Here is a 21946-nt window from a genome sequence, read left to right on the forward strand (position 1 = left end):
GTGCGGCGGCCGCGTCCGTGTCAGCGCGGACGGGATGTGAGCGTGGCGGTGAGGGTGTCCGCCAGCCATTCCTCGTAGGTGTCGGCGGACCAGCCCCGGCCCGCGGTGAGCTGGGTGTACAGCTGCGGTCCCGCCAGGGCCCAGACCGCGTCCGCCAGGCGGACCGGATCGGTGTCCGGGCCCAGAACGCCGGTCTCGTCGAGGTGGGTGACGAACGCGGTGACGCCGGTCAGCCGCTCCCGCTCACCGAGGTCCAGGACCTCCCCGACGTCCGGGCCCGCCTGGGTCAGCAGAGCGAACAGCGGGGTGATCCGCTCATGGATGCCGCGGACGTACGCGCCGTAGAGCCGGAGCTTGGTGCTCAACTCCCTTGTCGCCAGGATCTGTTGGATCTGGGGGCGCTCTCCCATGGGGACGGGGTCGTCGTCACCGGCCAGGGTGATGTCCCACAGGGCCTTGACCAGGCCCGGTTTACCGCCGAACGACTTGTAGACCGTCTCCGGGGAGACGCCCGCGCGCTCGGCCACCGCCTTGATCGTCGTGGCGTGGTAGCCGTCCTGGAAGAGCAGCTCCCGGCAGGCGTCCAGCACCGCGGCCCGGTTGCGGCGCGCGGCCTCGCGGCGGCCCTCGGAGTTGTAGGACCGACGTGGCGTCCCGTCCGGCATCGGCGCACTCCCCCATTCTGTTACAGTCGACTGCATCGGATGCAGTCCATTGTATCGAATACTGCCCGGCTGCCGGAGGCTCTCATGTCCCGTCCCGCATCCACGCAGGTCGCGCCCGGCGTCCACCGCCTCGGCGACCACGTCGTCAACTTCTACCTGATCGAGGACCCGGACGGTCTCGTCCTGGTCGACGCGGGGACGCCCGCACATCTGGCGCAACTGCGCACACTGCTGGCCGATCTCGACCGCTCCCTCGGTGACGTCCGCGCCGTGCTCCTGACCCACGGCCACGCCGACCACACCGGACTGACCCACGCCCTCCGGGAAGCAGGCGCCGAACTCTGGATCCACGAGCGGGACGACGCCATCCTGCGCGACGGCCCACGGAGCTCGACCCGCCACGCAAAACCCGAGCGTTCGATGGTTCCCTATCTGCTGCGCCGGCCGTCCGCTCTCGCCGTTCCGCTACGACTGGCCCGCGACGGAGCCTTCACCGCGCGCGGGGTGCCGGGCGCGCGCACCTTCGACGCCGACCAGGTGCTGAAGGACGTACCCGGCGCGCCCCAGGCCGTCGTCCTGCCCGGCCATACGCCCGGCAGCGCCGCGTACCTGTTCACCGACCGCGGGCTCCTCTTCACCGGCGACGCCCTGGTCACCGCCGACGGCTTCACCGACCGGACCGGACCCACGATCGTCAGCCGCTGCTTCACCCACGACAGCGGAGCCGCGCTCGCCGCCCTCGACCGCCTCGACGAACTCACGGCGGGACCGGCGGCGGAACCGACGGTCCACCTGCTGCTGCCCGGCCACGGCGAGCCCTTCGCCGGAGACGTCCGCACCGCCACCCATCAGGCCCGGCGGTTCGGCGCCCACTGACCCCCGACGTCCAACTCCCTAGGAAACGACATGAGTTACTACACTCCCCGCGTCCTGCACGTCCCCACCGAGAAGGGCGTGGTCAAGTGGATGTCCGGCGACGTCTACGAAACCCTGGCCACGGCGGGCGACACCGGCGGCGCCGTGGGCTTCACCGTCTGCTGGGTGCCCCCGGGCGGCGGACCGGTGGCGCACGTGCACAAGAGCGCCGACGAATCCTTCTACGTCATCTCGGGCGAGCTGGAATTCCTGAACGGCGACCAGACCTTCGTGGCGAACACCGGTGACTTCGTCTTCGTACCGAGGGGCACCCGGCACCGGTTCCGCAACCGCACCGGCGAACAGGCGCACATGGTGGCCTTCTTCACCCCCGGCGGCGGCGAGGGACTGTGGCTGGACGGCGGGGACGACCCCGTCCCCGGCAAGAGGCCCGAGTTCTGGCCGCCGGAGCGCGGCCTGGCCCTCGGCCCGCTCCTCGGACGCGAGGACATAGACATGGAGATCCTGCCCGAGGAAGCGGACCTCGGCGGACCCGCCGACCGACCCTGAGCGAGCGCGGCACAGCAACGTCCCCCGGGCCGGGAAACCGCCGGCCCGGGGGACGAAGCCTGCCGATCAGAAACCGGCCGTACGAGCCGCCTCGTACACCTCGGCGGCCAGGTCCTTCAGTTCGTGCGCGTCCCGCGCGGCCCACGAGAGGTCGACCAGGAACTCGTCGAGGCCGATCCCGGCGTACGCCATCAGGTCGGTGACGATCTGCTCGACGTCGCCCTGGAAGGGCTGTCGGTCCGGGCCCTCGTGCCGCTTGGCGGTGTAGTCCGGGTTCACGCGTACGACCGTCCGCAGCGGCCGGGTGCGGCCCCGCTCGGCGGCGAGGTCCTGCAACTGCCGCCAGCTCTGGGCCACTTGGGCGGGTCCGTCGGCGTACGGCAGCCAGCCGTCGGCGTGGTCGACGAGCCGGCGCATCGCCCGTGGGGAGTTGGCCGGCACCAGGATCGGGATCGGCCGGACCGGCTTCGGCCCGACCACGGCCGGGGCGATCCTCGTGACCCGGCCGCCCTCGTAGACCACCGGGTCCGGTCCCCACACCGCCCGGCACACCGCGAACACCTCGTCCATGACCTTGCCGCGCTCCTCGAACGGGCGCACCCCGGCGGCCGCGTACTCGTCGAGGGACCAGCCGCTGCCCAGGCCCGCGACCACCCGGCCGCCGCTCGCCGCGTCCAACGTGCCCAGGGACTTGGCGAGTTGGAAAGGGATGTGCAGCGGGGCGACCAGCACGGCGGTGCCCAGTTCGACCCGCTCGGTGACCGCCGCCGCGAGGGTGAGGGTGACCAGCGGCTCGGCCACGCCCCGGTAGGCCTCGGGCCAGGGCAGGCCCGGAACGCCGTACAGCGGCTGGGTCTGAGGTTCCGGGAACAGGGCGCGTTCGTACACCCAGACGCTGTCGTATCCGATGCCCTCGGCGGCGCGCGCCACGTCGGGCACGTCCTTGCCGAGGTCGTACTGCCGGTTCTGCGGGAGACCCATTCCGAGCCGGGTGGTCATGCCGGTGTGCTCCTCTGTGGTTGGTCGTGCGCTCAGGTCGGCGTTGTCCGAGCGGTCGAACTCGGCGTGCAGGTAGGCCGGTTGACGCTCCGTCAGCGGCCGGACAGCATGCGCAGCACGGCGCGGTACTCACCGCCGACCATCGCCACCAGGACGTCGAGGTCGGGGAAGCGGCGCAGCAGGTGCGCGGTGACGTCCTGGCCGGCGGCCGGGTCGGTGACGTCGAGGACGACGGACTCGACGCCGGGGTGCTCCGCGACGATCTGTCTCAGCCTGTCCTCGCGGCGCCCGGAGACGATGACCCGGTTGCCCGCCACGTGCAGCCGCAGCGCGAGGCCGATGCCGATGCCGATGCCGGAGATGGTTCCGGTGTCCGCGGCCACGCGCCGGCGGGTGACGCGCGGGCGGCGGCGCCCGCGCGTCACCCGCCGGAGAACGACTCAGTGCTTGTTGACCGCCGAGGCCCAGTCGAAGTTCACGCCCATGTCGGAGTACATCTTCGAGTAGCCGACGAAGCAGTTGAACGTCGTGACCTTGCCGTTCTTCAGGTACCAGAAGTCGGCGGTCGGCGCGGCGACCTTGTTGCCGTTCCCCTTGAGGACGCCCGCCGGTGTCTGGAGCTGCCCGTCGAACGTGCCGTCGATCGACAGCTCGATGCTGACGGTGTCGCCGTTCACCGTGATGCGCTTGAGGTCGCGGTGAACGTTCGAGAAGAGGCCCTTCATGTAGGGCAGCACGGTGCCGAGGGCAATACCCCGGTAGGCCTGGCCGGCGACCATGTCGTTGAAGACGCCGTCCTTGGTGAAGCTGTTGACGAAGGTCGGGACGTCGATGTGGCTGCCCTCCGCCACGTAGTAGTCGCGCAGGACGATCGCGAGGTTGGCCTTCTCGTGCTTGGTCAGGTGGCGGTCGGTGAGCGGCAGCTTCGCCAGCTGACGGGCGGTCAGGGTCGGAGCCGCCGTACTGCTGTGGGCCGGCGCCGCGGCATGGGCGGAGCTCGCCGCCTGTGACGGCACGGCGGCGATGGAAAGACCACCCACGACAGCCACAGCGGCCGCGACGGTGATCGACTTCCGGCTGATCAGCTTCATGACGTATTCCTTCACGTTCGTTCTCAGGATTCGGGAGCCGCAGCGGCGGCCTCTCTCGCGCTCTTAGTAAATCAAACGCTGGCTTGACTTTATGAACGGCACCGCAAGCTGTCAAGCCACTGTTTGAATTGTGTGGCCGCCCGACCGCGAGGACCCCTCGACCCACGGCGCAACTGTTGACAATCAAGTCAAACAACTGATTGAGTACAGGGCATGACCAGGGTAGAGAAGACGGACCTGCGCCGAGAGGCCGGTCAGCGCACGCGGGACGGACTGCAGGCGGCGGCCCTGGAGCTGCTCGCGCAACGCGGCCAGGACGGCCTGACGCTCCGCGAGATCACCGAGCGCGCCGGAGCCAACGTGGCCGCGGTGAGCTACCACTTCGGGTCGCTGAAAGCACTCTGCGACGCCGCGATCGAGCACGCGCTGGAACGGTATCTGGACGCGCAGATGAAGGCCATCGACTCCCTCAGCCCCACCGCGACACTCCACGAGGTGGCGGCGGCCTTCGCCGGGCCGATGATCCGGGCACTCGCGGCCGGCGGCCAGGACCTGGCCATGATGCGGACCGTGGCACGGGTCGGCATCGAACCGCCCCAGGGATGGGAGCGGCTGACCGCCAAGTTCGTCCAGAGCCGCCGGGACGTCCTCCGGGTGCTGACACCTCACGTTCCCGGAGTCGACGAGCAGGAGCTGAACTTCCGTACGCGCTGCGCGGCCGGCATGCTGAACTGGCTCGCCCTGTCCCCCATCGGCGCCGAACTGGCCGCCATGCCCGCCGAGCAGATCGAACGACAGCTCGTCCCCGTGGTGGCCGGAGCGTTCCGCGGGGACACCTCCGCCGACCGCTGACCGGGCCTCGGGTCCGCCGGAATCCGGACAGCCCGAACGGTCGACCGCCGCTGCCCCTCGCCGAGTTCACCGGATCACGCGTGTCACCCGACCATGACCGACTCGCGGTGTCAGGCGCGGCGCGGGGTCGGCCACCGGTACGGGCCACATTCGACCAGCTCAAGTTATGCGGTCAGGAGAAATGGGCCCTGCCCTGCGGAAGCAAAGGGCGGCAGACGAGCCGGGCCGTACGCCGGGGGGTGTCACCGCGGCGCCGTGACCTGCACAAACGTGCAGGGAGTGCGCTTGTGTGGCTGCCTTGATGGCTACGTAAGGCACACCCCCGGACCGTACGGGGTCACCAAGTGTGAGCCACATCCACCACGAGATGGTTGGCCGTCTGGAACACCCGGAACGGCAGCCGTGCGCGGACGCCCAGTCCGGCCTGGGTGTATCCCTCGGAGCCACCCGTGACCTTGAACTCCCGGAAGGTCCGGTACCCGGTGACATTGACGGACGGAAGCGGCGGGTAGGGCTGACCGGTCGCCGGGTCGTAGCGCGAGGAGAACAGCGAGATCTCCAGGATGGCGCCACCCTTGATCGGAACGACGATGTCGCTCGGGTCCTGGTGCAGTTCGTCGACGTAGCGGACCGAGTAGCCGATCGCGTCGGCCCCCGTGCCCTGGGCGTCGAAGACCAGCCGGTCGTAGCACTCGTGTTGTCCGACCCGCACGTCGGCCAGTCGCCTGGAGGCGGCGGGGGCACCCGTCTTGTCCAGGCTCCCCCACGTGACGGCACAGTCCACGGCCGCCGGCGCGGCCACCGCCGGAACCGTGCCGGCCAACAGCCCACCGCCCGCCAGCATCATCGCGGCCAGTGCAGTACCTATCCGTCGCATGACTACCCCCCGGTTGCTCGCGCAGGTGTGTGTCCTTTCAGACCGGCGGCTTTCCAGAAGGTTGTGCACGGAGGAACAGTCCATTGCGGCGCAGGGACCACAGGGACCCCGCCAGCACCAACTACCCATAATCCCACAGGGGTTACTGCCGCTACGGCTTACGCGCAAGCCCACCGTGCTCGGCGACGACCGCGGGTACACCCGAACCGTCCTCCGGACGCCACTCCGTCACCGAGACGACACCGGGCTCGACGAACTCCAGTCCGTCGAAGAACGCGGTGATCTCATCGATGGAGCGCAGGTTGTACGGAACGGCGCCGCTGTTGTTGTAGGCGTCCTGGGCCTGCTCGAAGACGGGGTCGATACCGCGCGACCCGTCGTTGATGGAGAGATAACTGCCCGAGGGCAGGGCCTCCATGAGCCGGGTGACGATGGAACGGGCCTGCTCGTAGTCGGCGACATGCCCCAGGATGTTGCTGAGGATGAGCGCGGTGGGCCGACCGAAGTCCAGCGTCTCGGCGGCGACTTCGAGAATGCGGTCCGGGTCCGTCACGTTGGCGTCGATGTACGCGGTCGCGCCCTCCGCGGTGGAGTACAGCAGGGTGCGGGCGTGGGCGAGCACCATCGGATCGTTGTCGACGTAGACGATCCGCGCCTCGGGAGCGAGACCCTGGGCGACCTGGTGGGTGTTCTGCGCGGTCGGAAGCCCGGTACCGACGTCCAGGAACTGCCGGATCCCCGCCTCGGAGACGAGATACGCGATGTTCCGCCGCAGAAAGCCACGGCTGGACCGTGCGATGGCAACAATCCCGGGAAACACCTCGGTGTACGCGTCACCGGCCGCCTCGTCGACGGGGTAGTTGTCCTTACCGCCGAGCCAGTAGTTCCAGATCCGCGCGGAGTGCGGCACGGACGTGTCGATCTTCTGCTGCTCCGCCGGCTCGGGCGTGGGCACGGAGTCGCTCATGAGTCGCGTACGTCCTTCGGGCGGGGCGGGGATCGACGGGGGTCAATCGCGGCACATCTTAGGGCTCAACTCCCTTGGCTGGCGCGCTGGTCCGGGTCTTCCGGCGAGTGTGATGCGAAGAGGGCAGACGGGCCGGGCTGCACGCCGGGGATGGCTTCGATACCCGAGGAAGCATCCTCTGAGCTGCACAGACGTTCCACGGAACCATAGGCCGTGCACATCACGTGCACACCAACCCGAAGCCCACCTCTCCAACCGGTACGAATTTCCGTACCAGTCCGGTACGATATTAAGTACCACTCCGTGAGAGGACGTATGCCATGACCCTTACCGCCAGCGAGGCGCGCAAGGATCTTTTCCCTCTGATCAAGAAGGTCAACGACGACCACGCGCCGGTACGGATTCACTCCAAGAACGGCGACGCCATCCTCATGTCGGCAGAGGACTACGACGCCTGGCAGGAGACCATCTACCTCCTGCGCTCGCCGGCCAACGCCCGCCGCCTCATGGAAGCCGTCACCCGCGACCGTGCGGGCCGGACCGGGGTCACCAAAACCCTTGAGGAACTCCAGGAACTGACCGGTGACGAGTGAGGGACGTCGACTTCGACCCGGCCGCCTGGGACGACTTCCAGCACTGGCTTGCGACCGACCGCAAGATGGTGCGCCGCATCGTCCGCCTGATCGGCGAGATCCAGCGCGATCCCTTCAACGGCATCGGCAAGCCCGAACCGTTGAAGGGGGACCTCTCCGGCTACTGGTCGCGCCGCATCGACGACGAACACCGCCTCGTCTACCGAGCCGACAACAAAGAGGTCAAGATCCTCAAAGCTCGATACCACTACACCGACTAGGCCGGCCAGGGCAGCCGCCCAGCGGCCCTGCCGCCCTACAGCGGCACACAATCGAAGGGCCGTCGCACCGCCCCCGTATGCCCACGCGTGCACACTTCCACAGGAACTTCCGCGAAGCCCCGCCGGCAGACGAGCCGGGCCGTACGCCGGGTTCTGTGTCCGGGAAGACCTCACGGTCTCCCCGGCGACGGCCATCCATCTAGGACCGGTGTTGCCACCGGCCTCGTGCGGTCTACCCGCGGACTCGGGCGGGCAGCCCTCGAACGTCCGCGCAGAGCGCGCTTTTCACGGCGGCGCTCCTTTTGACCTTGCTCCGGGTGGGGTTTACCTAGCCGCCTGAGTCACCCCAGGCGCTGGTGGTCTCTTACACCACCGTTTCACCCTTACCGAAGACCGAGATCTCCGGCGGTCTGTTTTCTGTGGCACTGTCCCGCGGGTCACCCCGGGTGGCCGTTAGCCATCACCCTGCCCTGTGGAGCCCGGACGTTCCTCGGGAAGTCCCCCTAGGGGCACTCCACGCGGCCGTCCGCCCGGCTCGTCTGCCGTGTCGACCATGCTACCGGGCGGGCGCCGCCCCGCGGACCGGTGGCCGCCGTCGCCAGCACCGACCCCGCCAGGATCAGCGTGAACGCCACCGCGATGCCCACCGTCAGGTCCTCCCCCAGGAACAGCGCGCCCGCCGCCACCGCCACCGCCGGGTTGACGTACGTGATCACCGTCGAACGGGTCGGGCCGACCTCCTTGATCAGCTCCAGGAAGGCCACGAACGCCACCGCCGTGCAGATCACGCCCAGGCCGGCGAGGGACGCCAGGACCTGAGGGGACGGGACCGAGGCGGGCCAGGTCACCGCCGCCGCGGGCGCGTAGACGATCGCCGCCAACGCCAGGCAGGGCGCGGTCAGTTGGAGCGTCGGGACGTCCTTCAGGTAGCGGGCGGCTATCAGCGGCGCCGTCGCATAGCCGAGCACCGTCAGCAGCACCTCCGCCAGCGAGCGCGCGTCGCCGCCCGTCAGGTGCGGGACCGTGAGGACCGTGACCCCGGCCAGGCCCAGCGCCAGGCCCGCCACCCGACGCGCCCCCAGCCGTTCCGCGTCCCCGAAGAAGCGCGCCATGAGCACGCCCACGATCGGTACCCCCGCGATCAGCAGGCCCGCCGTAGAGCTGGACAGGTGCCGTTCCGCGTCCGTCAGCGTGAACCACGGGCCGATGATCTCGATGCACGCGAAGGCCAGCATCGGGCGCCAGTGCGCGCGGACCGTCCCGGCCAGGCCGCCTTGCCGCAGGGCGAAGGGAAGCAGGAGTACGGCGCCCAGGGCGCAGCGGGTGAAGACGACCATGGACGGGGAGAGCGGGGCGTCCACCGCCACCTTGATCATCAGGTAGGGGATGCCCCACACCACTCCCATCAGGGAGAACAGGAACCAGCCGCGTGCAGTCATACGGCGAGGATGCGTCGCCACCTCATCGGGAGTCTTGAACGCTGTTGCGGTACGCCGCCGGCGTCACCCCCAGCACCCGCCGGAACCACCGTGTCAGATGCGCCTGGTCCGCGAAGCCCACCTGCGCCGCCACCTCGGCGGGCCGCCCGCCCGCCTCCAGCAGACCGCGCGCCCGGGTCACCCGGTACTGGGCGAGCCAGGCGTACGGCGGTATCCCCATCGTCGTACGGAAGGATCGGAGGAGCTGATAGCGGGACAGGCCGAAGTCCGCCGCCAGGGACGACAGCGACGGCGGCGTCAGCAGTTCGTCCGCCAGGCGGTCCCGCACCGCGTGGGCCACCCAGGCCGCGCCCGGGATCGCGTCCGGCGCCGGACGCGATGTGGAGTGGCGGCGGGCGAGCGCCGTCAGGAGCCACGGCAAACGCGACTCCGCCTCCAACGGGTCGGGGCAGACGCTGAGTTGGGTGTGCGCCGAGCGCAGCGCCACGGCGAGTTCGGCATCGTCGAGGAGCGGCTCGCGGAAGTGCGGGAGGGCCGCGCCCAGGATGCCGTCCGTCAGCAGTCCCGGGTCTGCGTAGAGGGCTCGGTAGGCGTAGCCGTCGGTGGCACTGCCCGGGCCGCCCGTGTGCATCTCGCCGGGGGCCAGTACGACGATGGAGCCCGGGGTCGCACGGACGCGGCCGCCGCGGTAGTCGATGAGTTCCGAGCCGCCGACGCAGACGCCGATCGTGAACTCCTCGTGCGCGTGCGGGGCGTAGACGTGCCGGTCGAAGCGGGCCGTCAGGAGGTCGAGCGGCGGGCCGCAGCGGCCCAGTCTCGCCCTCGTCCACAGCGCCTGCTCACGTGCGCTCACCGGCCGCACCCCCTTCCCTCCACAGGGTGCAACGCGCGGGGGCCGCGTGTCATGCCGGGGTGAGCGCCCGTTCCAACGCGTCGAAGGCCGCGCCTATCCGCGCCCGATGGTCTGCTACGAGTCCTTCCGCGCCCTCTCCCGCGAAGACGCGGCGCGCGGTGGTGACGTAGACCGTGCGGTACGCGGCGACGGTCAGGGCCGCGGTCAGGGCGGGGTCGGGGGTGTCCGGGGCGGTCTCGGCGAGGGCGGCGGCCAGAGCGTTCTCGATCTCCTCCAGGGCCTCGCGGCCCCGGGCGCGCAGGGCGGGCGAGTCGGCCACGACCTCCCAGAAGTCCGGGAATCCGCTGTCGGGGCCGGCCAACGGGTGGCGCCGGTCGAGGAGTTCGAGGGCGAGGCGGCGGAGCGCGGCGAGCGGGGTCTCGCCGGGGGCGCGGTCGCGTACGGCCCCGCTGAACATCTCGACCGCCTCCGGGATGCGGTCGAGGAACAGGTCCTCCTTGCGCGGGAAGTAGTTGAAGACGGTCATCGTCGACACCTCGGCGGCGCGCGCGACCTCCGCGACCGACACCTGGTCGAAGCCGCGCTCCCGGAACAGCGCGGAGGCGACGTTCGAGATCCGCTGCCGTGTCGCCCGCTTCTTACGCTCCCGCAGGGAGAGTTCTACCCCACCTTCACCGCCACTCATGAGAACAGTGTAGCCAACATAATTTTTTAGTGACTACACTTAAGCCATGGACGCTGACACGAACACGAACACCGACACGAACTACGACGTCGTCATCGCCGGAGCCGGGCCCATCGGGCTGCTGCTCGCCTGTGAGCTGCGGCTCGGCGGGGCCCGCGTGCTGGTCGCGGAGCGGCTGGCCGAGGTGGACGAGACGATCAAGGCGGGCGGGATCAACACCCTCACCGCCGTCTCCCTCTACCGGCGGGGGCTGCTCCCCGCGCTGACCGAGGTGCAGGCCGAGACGGCGAACGGCATGAAGGAGTTCCTGCGGACGCAGAGCGGTGGCGAGGGCGGCGGTGAGGGAGCCGCCCCGCCGCCGAAGTCCGCCGGGCACTTCGCCGGCATCACCCTGCGGGCCGATCTGCTCGACACCTCGGACCCGGCCTTCGCCGAGGTCGGTCCGCCCGGCGAGGTCGGCCGCTTCGTCCCGCAGGCCCCGCTGGAGCGCCTGCTCGGCCGACGCGCCGACGAACTCGGCGTCGAGGTGCGCAGGCAGGTCGAGTTGACCGGCTACGACGCCGACGAAGAAGGGGTGACCGTCCACCTCGCTCCTACGGACGGCTCCGCGCCGCAGGCCATCCGCACCGGCTGGCTGGTCGGCTGCGACGGCGGCCGCAGCCTCGTGCGCAAGCTCGCCGGTATCCAGTTCCCGGGCACCGCACCGGAGATCACCGGCTACCAGGCGATCGCCGACATGACCGGCACCGAGGGGCTGAGCAAGGGCTGGAACGCCACCGCCACCGGGATGTACACCTACGGCCCGATGCCGGGGCGGATGGTGTCCATCGAGTTCGACGGGCCGCCCGCCGACCGCCGATCCCCGGTCACCACCGAGGAGTTGCAGGCCAGCGTGCGCCGCGTGACCGGGGTCGACGTCACCGTGCACAAGCTGCACACCGCGACCCGGTTCACCGACAACTGCCGTCAGGCGGACACCTATCGCGCGGGCCGAGTGCTGCTCGCGGGCGACGCGGCGCACGTGCACTCGCCGTTCGGCGGACAGGGGCTCAACCTCGGTGTCGGCGACGCGATGAACCTCGGCTGGAAGCTCGCCCTGGTCATCAGCGGCCGGGCACCCGTCGACCTGCTCGACACCTACACCGCCGAACGGCATCCCATCGGCGCCTGGGTGCTGGACTGGACCCGCGCCCAGATCGCGGTCATGCGGCCCGACGCCCACGCCCGTGCCCTGCGCGGGATCGTCAGCGACCTCGCGGGGACGGCCGACGGCACGACGTACTTCGTCAAGCGGATCTCCGGCGCCTGGCAGCGCTACGACCTCCCCGGCGACCACCCGCTGACCGGCCGCAGCGCCCCCGACCTCGAACTCGCCGACGGCACCCGCCTCGGCGACCACCTCCACACCGGCCGCGCCCTCCTCCTCGACCTCGCCGACGACCCCAAACTCCGTGCCCGCGCGACCGGTTACGAGAGCCTGGTGGACGTGCTGACCACCAGTTGCCCCCAACACCCTGAACTGGCCGGGCTGTTGGTGCGCCCGGACGGGTTCACCGCCTGGGCGACGGACACGGACGGCACCGAGGACGACCCCTCGGACGCCCTGCGGCTGTGGTTCGGCGCGCCGCTTGGCGCTTGACACTGCCGCGACGTCAGCATGTGCACTGACCCCATGAGGACCAACTGGGCAGGCGGCGGGCAGGTGTTCGGGTATGCGCGGGCGCGACGGGCCATGGTGGCCGGGTCGGCGCTCGCGTGCGTCCTGGAGACGCTCACCATGTCGGTCCTGCTGCGGGACTGGCCCCTGCTCCACCAAGTGGTGCCGGTCCTGGGCCTGTTCGCGGTCGCGTCCGTCGCCGCCCTGCACGCGGCGGCTGTCGCCCGCCCGCATGTGCTGGACACCCAGGGTCTACGGCTCCGGCGGCCCGCACGCGCCGATGTGCTCGTCCCGCTGGGTCATATCGCCTCCGCCCGGGGCGAGTTGCGGGCGGCCCGGCGCCGCGCCGACGGCGAACTCGACCTCACCGTCGGCTTCCGCACCTCCGTCACCCTCCAACTCGCCGTGCCCGTCGCCCACTTCACGCTCCTCGGCCGACGGCGGGAGGTCGACACCGTCCGCTTCCACGCCGACGACGCCGACCGCGTCGTAGCGACCCTTCAGACCCATCTGGAACAGGTCCGTCTGGAACAGACCCGTCTGGAAGCGGTCAGGCGGGCGCGAACCGTACCTTCGACGTGCCCGGGTCCGCCTGGGTGAGGCGGACGCGCAGGCGCTCCCCCAACGGTAGCGGGGTCGCGCCGCCTTCGAGGCGGGCGACGACGGCCGGGGTGTCCAACTGCACCTTCCCTACCGTGGGTTGGCGTTCCTCGACGTCCACCACATAGCCGTCGAAGAGGTCGCCGACGCGGTCCTTCAGCAGGGCCGCCTCGACGATGTCGACGCACTCGCGCTCGACGGTGCCCGCGAGGCGGTTGCCGTCGGCCATCTGTTTGGGGAGGGCGTCGAGGCCGGCCAGGACCCAGGCGGGTGGGGAGGAGGGGGCCAGGCAGAGTTCGGAGGCGTAGCGGTCGACCAGCCGCCGTAGGGGCGCCGTGCAGTGGGTGTAGGGGGCGGCGACCGCCGCGTGGGTGGTGACGGGCGGGAGGTTGCCGTCGCGGAAGACCGTGTAGCCCGCGCCGCGCAGCAGGGTCGTGCACTCCTGGAGGAAGGCCGCGTGGTGCGGGAGGTGCGGGTCGAGGGAGCGGATGAGCCGCGCGTACGACATGTGGTGCGGCCAGTCGATGTGCAGGGCGTGCGCGGTGCGGTGGAGGCGGCCGACGGCGCCGTCCGGGGCCGTGGGGAGGGTGCGCAGGACGCCCGTGCCGTGCTTGAGCATCAGGTCGGCCGCCGCCATGCCGGTGAGGAGGGAGATCTGGGCGTTCCAGCCGTCGGCGGGGAGCGGGGCGCGGTAGGCGAGTTCGTAGGTGTGGTCGCGCTCCACGATCTCCTGTTCGGGCACGTTGAGGGAGATGCCGCCGCGCTCCACCTCCAGCCGTTCGCGTGCCTCGCCGATGTCCTTCAGCAGCGCGAGCGGCTCCTCCGCCGTGCCCGCGTCGATCTGCCGCTGCGCGGTGGCGTAGTCGAGTTTGGCCCGGCTGCGGACGAGCGCGCGCCGGACGTCGACGGCGGACGTACGGCCATCCGCGTCCAGGTCGATCGTCCACAGCACCGCCGGCCGGGTCACGTCCGGCAGCAGGCTCGCGGCGCCCTCGCTCAGCAGGGGCGGGTGCAGCGGGGTCTTCTCGTCGGGGAAGTAGAGGGTGGTCACACGGCGGTGGGCCTCCGCGTCCAGCGCGCCGCCGGGGACCACGAAGGCGGCGACGTCGGCGATGGCGTACCGGACCCGGAAACCACCCGTACTACCCGTACCCCTACGGGACAGGTGCATCGCCTGGTCCAGGTCCATGGACGTGGGCGGGTCGATGGTGAAGAAGGGGATGTCCGTCGCGTCCTCGGCGGGCGGTGGCGGGGACTTCGCCGCACGTTCCGCCTCCGCGAGCACCTCCGGCGGGAAGGTCTCGGGTACGCCGAGTTCTGTGCGGAGTGCGGTGAGGGCGGCCCGGAGCGGGGCTTCGGGGGTGCCGGTCACCCGGATGCGGCGGCTGGGCATGACACGAGCGTAGGCACAATCCGCAGGCCCGCACCCTTTACGCTGGCGCAGGCCCCCCACGTAAGCCAGAAGTGCCCCGCCTGAAGTCCCCTGCCAGAAGTCCCCTAAGGAGAAACCCGCCGTGCTCGTCCTGCTGCCGCCGTCCGAAGGCAAGGCCTCCTCCGGCCGCGGTGCCCCCCTCAAGCCGGAATCGCTCTCCCTGCCGGGCCTCGCCGACGCCCGCGCGGCCGTACTCGACGAACTCGTCGATCTGTGCGCCGCCGACGAGGACAAGGCACGCGAGGTCCTCGGCCTCAGCGAGGGGCTGCGCGGCGAGATCGCGAAGAACGTCGACCTGCGGACGGCGGGTGCGCGGCCCGCCGGGGAGATCTATACGGGGGTTCTCTACGACGCCCTCGACCTGGCCTCGCTCGAACCCGCCGCGAAGAAGCGGGCCGCGCGCTCGCTGCTCGTGTTCTCCGGGTTGTGGGGCGCGGTGCGGGTGACGGACCGGATTCCGTCGTACCGCTGCTCGATGGGGGTACGGCTGCCGGGGCTGGGGGCGTTGGGCGCGCACTGGCGGACCCCGATGGCGGCGGTGCTGCCGGAGGTCGCCGGGGACGGGCTCGTGCTGGATCTGCGGTCGGCGGCGTACGCGGCGGCGTGGAAGCCGAAGGGGGAGGTCGCGGGGCGGACGGCGACCGTGCGGGTGTTGCATGCGCCGACGCGGAAGGTCGTCAGCCACTTCAACAAGGCGACGAAGGGGCGGATCGTGCGGAGTCTGCTGACCTCGGCGGGTGCGCCCGGGACGCCGGGTGAACTGGTGGAGGCGTTGCGGGACTTGGGGTATGTGGTGGAGGCGGAGGCGCCGTCGCAGGCGGGGCGGGCCTGGGCGCTGGATGTGCTGGTGGACGAGATTCACTAAGGATTTTCGAGCGCCACTGAGGGGTTTCGAGCGGGCTCGTTGCAGTGTGTGCAATGGGCTTTGCGTGTGGTGCATCGGCTCGGCAGGATGAGGGCATGTCTTCCTCGCCGTGGCCTTCCTCCGGCCTGCTCGATCTCGCTCCTGTGCTGCCCGTCGTCGTCATCGAGGACGTCGCCGACGCGGTGCCGCTCGCGCGGGCGCTGGTGGCGGGCGGGTTGCCCGCGATCGAGGTGACCTTGCGGACGCCGGTCGCGCTCGATGCCTTGCGGGCCATCGCGGGTGAGGTGCCGGGGGCCGTGGTGGGGGCCGGGACCGTGGTGACTCCGGGGCAGGTGAAGGAGTGCGTGGCGGCCGGGGCGCGGTTTCTTGTGAGTCCCGGGTGGACCGAGTTGCTGCTGGAGGCGATGCAGGGGTCCGGGGTGCCGTTCCTGCCGGGGGTGTCGACCACGTCCGAGGTGGTCGCGCTGTTGGAGCGCGGGGTGCGGGAGATGAAGTTCTTCCCGGCTCAGGCCTCGGGGGGTACGGCGTATCTCAAGGCGCTGGCCGGGCCGTTGCCGCAGGCGCGGTTCTGTCCTACCGGGGGGATAGGGGTCGACTCCGCGCCGGAATATCTTGCGTTGCCCAACGTCGGTTGTGTGGGCGGGAGTTGGATGATCCCGGGGGATGCGGTGGCCGCGCGGGACTGGGGGCGGGTCGAGGCGCTGGCGCGGGCGGCGGCGGGGCTGCGGTCAGCGTAGGTGGGGTTGCGGTCAGCGTAGGTGGGGTTGCGGTCAGCGTAGGTGGGACGTGTCGTTGAAGAGTCGTACGCTCGCGTTGCCGTCGGCGTAGTACGCCACGGCTGAGATGGACGCCGCGGAGAGTTCCATGCGGAACAGGGACTCCGGTGGGGCGCCCAGGGCGAGTTGGACGAACGTCTTGATCGGGGTGACGTGGGTGACGAGGAGGACTGTGCGGCCCGCGTAGGTCGCCGTCAACTTGTCCCGGGTGGCGGCGATTCGGGTTGCCGTGTCCGCGAAACTCTCGCCGCCGCCGGTGGGTTGGGCGGTGGGGTCGGCCAGCCAGGTGGTCAGGTCTTCGGGGTAGCGCTCGCGTACCTCGCCGAAGGTGAGGCCTTCCCAGGCGCCGAAGTCCGTTTCGCGCAGGCCCTCTTCGATCGTCACCGGTAGGCCCAGGCGGTCTGCTACGGCTGCGGCGGTTTCCCTGGTGCGGGTGAGGGGGGAGGCGATGATGTGCTGGATCGTGCCGCGGGTTGCCAACGCGGTTGCGGCTCGCTCCGCTTGGTCTCTTCCTACGGTGGAGAGGGAGGGGTTGGTGCCGCCGCTGCCTGAGAAGCGCTTCTGGGGGGTGAGGGGGGTTTCGCCGTGGCGTAGGAGGACGAACGTTGCGGGGGCGCCCATGTCCGCGGGGGCCCAACCGGCGCTCGGCGTGGCTACGTTGCGGGCTGCGCGGGTGTCGGCGGTGGCCTTGGCGGTAGTCGTCACAGTTGCGGCCGGTGGGGGCTGGTCGCGCAGTTCCCCGCGCCCCTTAGGAGCGTCGGCTGGGCCTGGGCTGGAAAGCTCGGCGCGCCCGCGCCCCTTAAGGGCGTCGGCTGGGCCTGCGTTGGAAAGCTCGGCGCGCCCGCGCCCCCTAAGGGCGTCAGTTGGGCCTGTGCTGGAAAGCTCGGCGCGCCCGCGCCCCCTAAGGGCATCGGCTGGGCCTGTGCTGGAAAGCTCGGCGCGCCCGCGGCCCCTAAGGGCATCGGCTGGGCCTGTGCTGGAAAGCTCGGCGCGTCCGCGCCCCTTAAGGGCGTCGGCTGGGCCTGGGCTGCGGAGCTCGGCCGTTGACTCTGCCGCCGACCACTGCTCGCCGCGCTTCCCCGCGTCCATCGCCTCGTTGGCCAAGCGGTCCGCGTGTTTGTTCTGGGCTCTGGGGATCCACTCGTACGTCACCTGGTCCGGCGGGAAGATCTGGCCCGCTTCCGCCGCCAGGGGCTTCATGTCGGGGTGTTTGATCTTCCAGCGGCCCGACATCTGTTCCACGACCAGCTTGGAGTCCATGCGGACGTGGACGGAGGCGGTGGGGTCCAGGGCGTGGGCCGTGCGGAGGCCGGCCAACAGGCCCCGGTACTCGGCGACGTTGTTCGTGGCGATGCCGATGTACTCGGCCGCCTCCGCCAGGGTCTCCCCCGTCGTCGCGTCGATGACGACGCTGCCGTAGCCCGCGGGACCCGGGTTGCCCCGGGAACCGCCGTCCGCCTCGACGATGAACTCCCGCACGGCTAGCGCTCCTTACAGGCCGGAGTCGGACGTGCGCACCAGGATGCGGTGGCAGTTCTCGCAGCGGACGACGGTGTCGGGGGCCGCCGCGCGGACCTCGTTGAAGTCGGTGATGGCGAGCTCCTGGCGGCAGCCCTGGCAGGTGCGCTGGTACAGCTTGGCCGCGCCGATGCCGCCCTGCTGCTGACGGAGCTTGTCGTAGAGCTTGAGGAGGTCCGCGGGGATGGTCGCCGAGACGACCTCGCGCTCCTTCTCGGCCGTGGCCTCGTCGGCGTCGAGGGTCTCGTACGCGGCCTCGCGGCGGGCGGTCGCGTCGTCGATCCTGCCCTGCACGGAACCGACCCGCTCGGTCAGTTCGGCGGTGCGCTCCTGCGCGGACTCACGGCGCTCCATGACCTCCAGGACGATGTCCTCCAGGTCGCCCTGGCGCTTGGCGAGGGAGACGATCTCGCGCTGGAGGTTCTCCAGGTCCTTGGGCGAGGTGACGGCGCCGGAGTCGAGGCGCTGCTGGTCGCGGGTGGCGCGCTGGCGCACCTGGTCCACGTCCTGCTCGGCCTTGGTCTGCTCGCGGGCGCAGTCGCTCTCCTCGGTCTGCACGGCCACGAGCAGGTCGCGCAGCTGGGTGAGGTCCTTGGTCAGCGAGTCGATCTCGGCGTGCTCGGGCAGGGAGTTGCGCTTGTGCGCGAGCTGCGAGAGGCGTACGTCGAGGGCCTGGACGTCGAGAAGTCGGATCTGGTCGGCGGGCGCGGCGTTCAGTTGGGGGCTCCCATTGAGTCAGGTGTGGTGGTGGACGCCGCGTGGGCGGTCCAGGGGTCGGTGACCGTCTTGGAGACGTGGACCCTGAGGTCCCATCCCTCGCGGTCGGAGATCTCGTCGAGCTGGGCGGCGGCCAGCTCGCACCAGGGCCACTCGGTGGCCCAGTGCGCCGCGTCGAGCAGCGCGAGAGAAGTGTGGGCTCGGGCTTCCGACACCGGGTGGTGGCGGAGGTCCGCTGTGAGGAAAGCTTCTACGCCTGCCGCGCGTACGTCGTCGAAGAGGCTGTCGCCGGAGCCGCCGCTCACCGCGATCCGGTGGACCAGGGCGTCGGGGTCGCCCGCGACGCGGATGCCCTGCGCGGTGGCGGGCAGGCGCTCGGCGGCGCGGGCCGCGAGGTCGCGGACGGTGAGGGGGTGGTCCAGCTCGCAGATCCGGCCCAGGCCCCGGCGGCCTGCAGGATCGGTCGGGTCCGGTACGAGCGGTCCTACGACCCTGAGGTCCAGCGCGCCCGCGAGCGCGTCGGAGACTCCCGGGTCGGCGCGGTCGGCGTTGGTGTGGGCGACGTGCAGCGCGACGTCGTGCTTGATCAGGGTGTGCACCACGCGGCCCTTGAAGGTGGAGGCCGCGACCGTGGTCGTACCGCGCAGGTAGAGGGGGTGGTGGGTGACCAGCAGGTCGGCGCCCAGCTTCACGGCCTCGTCGACGATCTCCTGGACCGGGTCGACGGCGAACAGCACGCGGGTGACGTCCTGGTCCGGGTCGCCCACGACGGTGCCGACCGCGTCCCAGGACTCGGCCCGCTCGGCGGGCCACAGGTTCTCCAGCGCGGCGATGACTTCGGACAGGCGGGGTACGGACTGACGGGGCACGGGGAAAGGCTACCTGGCTGGACCGATCGGCTGAACCGCTGAACCGGCCGTACGGAGGTGCGCGGCCCCGTTCAGCACACCGGCCCCCGTTTCCTCAGGCGAATCGTTACTTGGCCACCCTTATTGGTGAAGCGGCAGCTCATCGGTCCCACGTCCGTACGTGCGAAAACTAGTTTCGTGGCCGGAGGTGACCGAACCATGACGGCCTGTGCGATCGAGCCCACGGCTCACGATGAGGACGAGGACGAGTGCGGGGAACCGCGGACCGATGTCACCGCGTGTGCGATCACCGCGGACGGGGCGTACGCCGCCCGCCTCGCGCCGGCCGGTGACTGCCTGTTCCCGGAGCGGTGGACGCTGGACGGCCCCGAGCCGTACGCCGTGCCGCTGCCCGGCAACCAGCCGGAGGAGCCCGGCACCGAGGTCCAGCCGATGGGCGACGGGCGGGTGCTCATCCGGCGGCTGGTCGACGGGCGGCACGCGTTCTCGCTGCTCTACCCGACCGGCCCCGGCACGGGTGAGCTGCTGCTCGGCGCGGTCGAGTGCCCGGACCCCGACACCCGGCTGCGGCTGCTGCCGCCCGCGCCGGGAGGCGAGAAGGCGTACGCCCTCGCCGTGGGCCGGCGCTCGACCGCCGTGTGGCTGGTGGCGGGCGGGGCGTTCGGGCCCGAGCATCTCGCGATGGTCCCGGGGCGGTGTTCGGGTGGGGTCTGGCTGGACCGGGCCGGGCGGATGCTGGCCCTGGACCGGGAGGTCGGCGGGCGGACCAAGGCCATCGTGGTCGACCTGGAGCGGGACGGGGAGGTGTCGCCGCTGCTGCAGATCGCCGCGGACAGCGACGACCGGCTGCTCGCGGCCGACCCCGACAGCGGACTGCTGCTGATCCGCTCGGACGCGCCGGCGCCGGGGCGGGGGGAACGGCTGGGCTGGGGGGTGGTCGGATCCACGCTGCCGGTGCGGTTCCCGGAGTGCCTGCGGCTGCCGGACCGCACGGTGACGCCGTTCGCGATCCAGCCGGGGCAGGTGCTGATGCCGGAGAACTGCGGGGTCGCCCTGCGCGTCGACGGGCCGGCCGGCACCTGGTTCGCCGTATGGCGGCCCGCCGAGCGGCAGCTGCTCCAACTCCCGGCGCCCGAGGGCTGGTTGGCGGGCGCCGGGCTGTGGACCGAGGACGGGGTGCTGCAATTGCCGTACGCCACACCGGAAGTGCCGTGCGGTGTGGCGCGGTTCGCGGTGCCCAGGGGGGCCGGGGGAACGGGGGGCCCGGGGGAAGCAGGGGACGCGGGATCCCCTGCGGTGACGGGGGGCGTGGGGGGTACGGGGGAAACACGCCCGGAGGATCCGGTTCGGGACGGGACGGGGGGCGCGCCTGGGGAGGCCGTGCCGTCGCCGTCATCGCCGTCACGACCGGATCCTCCGGTGCCGGTCGCGCCGCGTCCGGTGCCCTTGCGGGAAGCGCCGCTCAACGGCCGGGTGGCCGTCGGGTAACGAAGTGGTGCGGCTCGGTAACGAACTCGTTCCGGACGGCGGTCCGCCTCGCGTCACCCCGGGAACGGCTGGATAAGATCGCCGGGCTGTATGAAGGATCATGTTGCAACGGGGTGAACTTTCCGATGAACGACTCGAACACCGCGCAGACCATGTCTGCCGACACACACGACGCCTCCGGTCACGGCAAGCACCGGGGTCCGGTCTCGGCGCAGGACGGCGACGCGGCCGCCCACGGCCGTCACCGCAAGCCGTCCGAGCAGTCCACGCAGTCGAAGTACGCGGCGGTCTGACGACACGTCAGGCGCCCCGCACCATCTCGCACGACGCGGCCCCGCTCGTCTCCGGACGGGCGGGGCCGTCTGTCATCCCGCGCCGGATTCCCGCTTGAGTCCCAGCACTTCCGCCGCAGCGAAGGTCTCCCCCGGGGGTCGCCGCGCATAGTGCGGGGTGAGTACGGCGTCCAGCTCGTCGTAGCTGAAGATGTCCTGCTTGCTGTCGAACTTGGCCTGGACGTGCGGGCGTTCGACGATCGCGACCATGCCGCCGTGGACGACGAGGAGCTGGCCGTTGATCCGCTCGGCGGCGGGTGAGGCCAAGTAGCCGACGAGCGGGGCGACATGCTCGGGGGCGAGCGGGTCGAGGCCGTCGCCGTCCTCCCCGAACCCGGCGAAGACGTCCTCGGTCATCCGGGTGCGGGCGCGGGGGCAGATGGCGTTCGCGGTGACGCCGTACTTGGCGAGGGCGAGGGCCGTGGAGGTGGTCAGGCCGACGATTCCGCCTTTCGCGGCGGCGTAGTTGGGCTGTCCGGCCGAGCCCGCGAGGTACGCCTCGGAGGAGGTGTTCACGATCCGGCCGTACACCGGCGCGCCGGTCGCCTTGGAGCGTTCGCGCCAGTGCCGGGCCGCGAAGTGGGTCGTGTTGAAGTGGCCCTTGAGGTGGACCCGGATCACCGCGTCCCACTCGCCCTCGGTCATGGAGAAGACCATGCGGTCGCGCAGGATGCCCGCGTTGTTGACGAGGATGTCGAGCCTGCCGAACTCGGCTACCGCCAACTCGACCAGTTCCGCGGCCTGTTGGAAGTCGGCGACATCCCCGGTGTGGGCGGTGGCGCGGCCGCCCGCCGCGCGGATCTCGGCGGCGACCTCTTCGGCGGGACCGGCGGACGCCTCCCCCGAACCGTCCCGGCCCGGCTGTCCGTAGTCGTTGACGACGACGGCCGCGCCGAGCCGGCCGAGCTCCAGCGCCTCGGCCCGGCCGAGCCCGCGTCCGGCGCCGGTGACGATCGCGGAGAGGCCCTCAAGTGGCAGTGACATCA

24 protein-coding genes, 1 other RNA gene and 1 pseudogene are annotated in these 21946 nt (G+C 71.1%); 11 read left to right on the forward strand and 15 right to left on the reverse strand.

Annotation, left to right across the window (positions count from 1 at the left end; all coding sequences use genetic code 11):
* Positions 1-20: 20 nt before the first annotated feature.
* Positions 21-665: a helix-turn-helix domain-containing protein gene (locus R2B38_RS10520; protein ID WP_318015994.1), complete on the reverse strand. Its 645-nt coding sequence runs from the start codon at positions 663-665 to the stop codon at positions 21-23.
* A gap of 84 nt (positions 666-749) precedes the next feature.
* Here R2B38_RS10520 and R2B38_RS10525 point away from each other — a divergent pair, with 84 nt between their 5' ends.
* Positions 750-1541, forward strand: a complete 792-nt coding sequence (locus tag R2B38_RS10525; protein WP_318015995.1) for an MBL fold metallo-hydrolase — start codon at positions 750-752, stop codon at positions 1539-1541.
* Positions 1542-1571: 30 nt separating this feature from the next.
* Entirely contained in the window at positions 1572-2090 is a 519-nt protein-coding gene (locus R2B38_RS10530; RefSeq protein ID WP_318015996.1) for a cupin domain-containing protein, read from the forward strand.
* Between the two features lie 66 nt (positions 2091-2156).
* Here the strand turns inward: R2B38_RS10530 and R2B38_RS10535 are convergent, their stop codons facing one another.
* The 3 genes from R2B38_RS10535 to R2B38_RS10545 form a co-directional block, all read right to left on the reverse strand.
* Positions 2157-3089 (reverse strand): LLM class F420-dependent oxidoreductase, encoded by a 933-nt coding sequence (locus tag R2B38_RS10535; RefSeq protein ID WP_318015997.1) that lies wholly within the window; start codon positions 3087-3089, stop codon positions 2157-2159.
* Positions 3090-3181: 92 nt separating this feature from the next.
* The gene (locus R2B38_RS10540; protein WP_318015998.1) at positions 3182-3472 is read right to left on the reverse strand and encodes an SDR family NAD(P)-dependent oxidoreductase; all 291 of its coding nucleotides are present in this window, start codon (positions 3470-3472) and stop codon (positions 3182-3184) included.
* Between the two features lie 57 nt (positions 3473-3529).
* Positions 3530-4180 carry a nuclear transport factor 2 family protein gene (locus tag R2B38_RS10545; RefSeq protein ID WP_318015999.1) on the reverse strand — a complete coding sequence of 217 codons (651 nt, stop codon included), beginning with the start codon at positions 4178-4180 and terminating at the stop codon, positions 3530-3532.
* Between the two features lie 213 nt (positions 4181-4393).
* Between R2B38_RS10545 and R2B38_RS10550 the strand changes: the two genes are divergently transcribed.
* Positions 4394-5032: a TetR/AcrR family transcriptional regulator gene (locus R2B38_RS10550; RefSeq protein WP_318016000.1), complete on the forward strand. Its 639-nt coding sequence runs from the start codon at positions 4394-4396 to the stop codon at positions 5030-5032.
* 337 nt (positions 5033-5369) lie between these two features.
* On the opposite strand, the gene R2B38_RS10555 is transcribed toward R2B38_RS10550, so the two are convergent.
* Positions 5370-5909, reverse strand: coding sequence for a hypothetical protein (locus R2B38_RS10555; RefSeq protein ID WP_318016001.1), 540 nt, complete (start codon positions 5907-5909; stop codon positions 5370-5372).
* A 151-nt stretch (positions 5910-6060) separates the two neighbouring features.
* Positions 6061-6876 (reverse strand): SAM-dependent methyltransferase, encoded by an 816-nt coding sequence (locus tag R2B38_RS10560; RefSeq protein WP_318016002.1) that lies wholly within the window; start codon positions 6874-6876, stop codon positions 6061-6063.
* A 320-nt stretch (positions 6877-7196) separates the two neighbouring features.
* Between R2B38_RS10560 and R2B38_RS10565 the strand changes: the two genes are divergently transcribed.
* Positions 7197-7469: a type II toxin-antitoxin system prevent-host-death family antitoxin gene (locus tag R2B38_RS10565; RefSeq protein WP_318016003.1), complete on the forward strand. Its 273-nt coding sequence runs from the start codon at positions 7197-7199 to the stop codon at positions 7467-7469.
* Positions 7466-7729 carry a Txe/YoeB family addiction module toxin gene (locus R2B38_RS10570; RefSeq protein ID WP_318016004.1) on the forward strand — a complete coding sequence of 88 codons (264 nt, stop codon included), beginning with the start codon at positions 7466-7468 and terminating at the stop codon, positions 7727-7729. The genes R2B38_RS10565 and R2B38_RS10570 overlap by 4 nt, the downstream gene beginning before the upstream one ends.
* A 126-nt stretch (positions 7730-7855) precedes the next feature.
* On the opposite strand, the gene rnpB is transcribed toward R2B38_RS10570, so the two are convergent.
* From rnpB to R2B38_RS10595, 4 genes and pseudogenes are all read right to left on the reverse strand, one after another.
* An RNA gene (gene rnpB, locus R2B38_RS10575) (RNase P RNA component class A) lies at positions 7856-8267 on the reverse strand.
* A 118-nt stretch (positions 8268-8385) separates the two neighbouring features.
* Positions 8386-9168 (reverse strand): annotated as a pseudogene (locus tag R2B38_RS51285) (DMT family transporter); the annotation flags it as partial.
* Positions 9169-9190: 22 nt separating this feature from the next.
* Positions 9191-10021 carry an AraC family transcriptional regulator gene (locus tag R2B38_RS10590; RefSeq protein WP_318016007.1) on the reverse strand — a complete coding sequence of 277 codons (831 nt, stop codon included), beginning with the start codon at positions 10019-10021 and terminating at the stop codon, positions 9191-9193.
* A gap of 49 nt (positions 10022-10070) precedes the next feature.
* On the reverse strand, positions 10071-10706 hold the full coding sequence (locus tag R2B38_RS10595; RefSeq protein ID WP_318016008.1) for a TetR/AcrR family transcriptional regulator: 636 nt from the start codon (positions 10704-10706) through the stop codon (positions 10071-10073).
* Between the two features lie 46 nt (positions 10707-10752).
* Between R2B38_RS10595 and R2B38_RS10600 the strand changes: the two genes are divergently transcribed.
* Positions 10753-12345, forward strand: coding sequence for an FAD-dependent monooxygenase (locus R2B38_RS10600; RefSeq protein WP_318016009.1), 1593 nt, complete (start codon positions 10753-10755; stop codon positions 12343-12345).
* Between the two features lie 33 nt (positions 12346-12378).
* A complete protein-coding gene (locus R2B38_RS10605; protein WP_318016010.1) occupies positions 12379-12963 on the forward strand; it encodes a hypothetical protein in 585 nt (194 codons plus the stop codon).
* Here R2B38_RS10605 and R2B38_RS10610 read toward each other — a convergent pair.
* Entirely contained in the window at positions 12914-14356 is a 1443-nt protein-coding gene (locus R2B38_RS10610) for an RNB domain-containing ribonuclease (protein WP_318016011.1), read from the reverse strand. The two genes, R2B38_RS10605 and R2B38_RS10610, sit on opposite strands and share 50 nt — an antisense overlap.
* A gap of 121 nt (positions 14357-14477) precedes the next feature.
* Between R2B38_RS10610 and yaaA the strand changes: the two genes are divergently transcribed.
* Both yaaA and eda read left to right on the forward strand, forming a co-directional pair.
* Positions 14478-15260, forward strand: coding sequence for a peroxide stress protein YaaA (gene yaaA, locus R2B38_RS10615; RefSeq protein WP_318016012.1), 783 nt, complete (start codon positions 14478-14480; stop codon positions 15258-15260).
* 95 nt (positions 15261-15355) lie between these two features.
* Positions 15356-15997 (forward strand): bifunctional 4-hydroxy-2-oxoglutarate aldolase/2-dehydro-3-deoxy-phosphogluconate aldolase, encoded by a 642-nt coding sequence (eda, locus tag R2B38_RS10620; RefSeq protein WP_318016013.1) that lies wholly within the window; start codon positions 15356-15358, stop codon positions 15995-15997.
* A gap of 33 nt (positions 15998-16030) precedes the next feature.
* On the opposite strand, the gene R2B38_RS10625 is transcribed toward eda, so the two are convergent.
* From R2B38_RS10625 to R2B38_RS10635, 3 genes are read right to left on the reverse strand one after another with little or no spacing between them, the layout of a single operon-like run.
* Positions 16031-17515: a bifunctional RNase H/acid phosphatase gene (locus R2B38_RS10625; RefSeq protein WP_318016014.1), complete on the reverse strand. Its 1485-nt coding sequence runs from the start codon at positions 17513-17515 to the stop codon at positions 16031-16033.
* Positions 17516-17527: 12 nt separating this feature from the next.
* Positions 17528-18271 (reverse strand): zinc ribbon domain-containing protein, encoded by a 744-nt coding sequence (locus R2B38_RS10630; protein ID WP_078652474.1) that lies wholly within the window; start codon positions 18269-18271, stop codon positions 17528-17530.
* A complete protein-coding gene (locus R2B38_RS10635; RefSeq protein ID WP_318016015.1) occupies positions 18268-19140 on the reverse strand; it encodes a Nif3-like dinuclear metal center hexameric protein in 873 nt (290 codons plus the stop codon). Before R2B38_RS10635 ends, R2B38_RS10630 begins: the two co-directional genes overlap by 4 nt.
* Positions 19141-19338: 198 nt before the next feature.
* Between R2B38_RS10635 and R2B38_RS10640 the strand changes: the two genes are divergently transcribed.
* Entirely contained in the window at positions 19339-20628 is a 1290-nt protein-coding gene (locus tag R2B38_RS10640) for a hypothetical protein (protein ID WP_318016016.1), read from the forward strand.
* Between the two features lie 125 nt (positions 20629-20753).
* Entirely contained in the window at positions 20754-20921 is a 168-nt protein-coding gene (locus R2B38_RS10645; protein ID WP_318016017.1) for a hypothetical protein, read from the forward strand.
* A 72-nt stretch (positions 20922-20993) separates the two neighbouring features.
* Here the strand turns inward: R2B38_RS10645 and R2B38_RS10650 are convergent, their stop codons facing one another.
* Complete coding sequence (locus tag R2B38_RS10650; RefSeq protein WP_318016018.1) at positions 20994-21944, reverse strand: 3-oxoacyl-ACP reductase; 951 nt, start codon at positions 21942-21944, stop codon at positions 20994-20996.
* Between the last annotated feature and the right edge of the window lie 2 nt (positions 21945-21946).

The organism is Streptomyces sp. N50 (genome assembly GCF_033335955.1).
GTDB lineage: Bacteria > Actinomycetota > Actinomycetes > Streptomycetales > Streptomycetaceae > Streptomyces.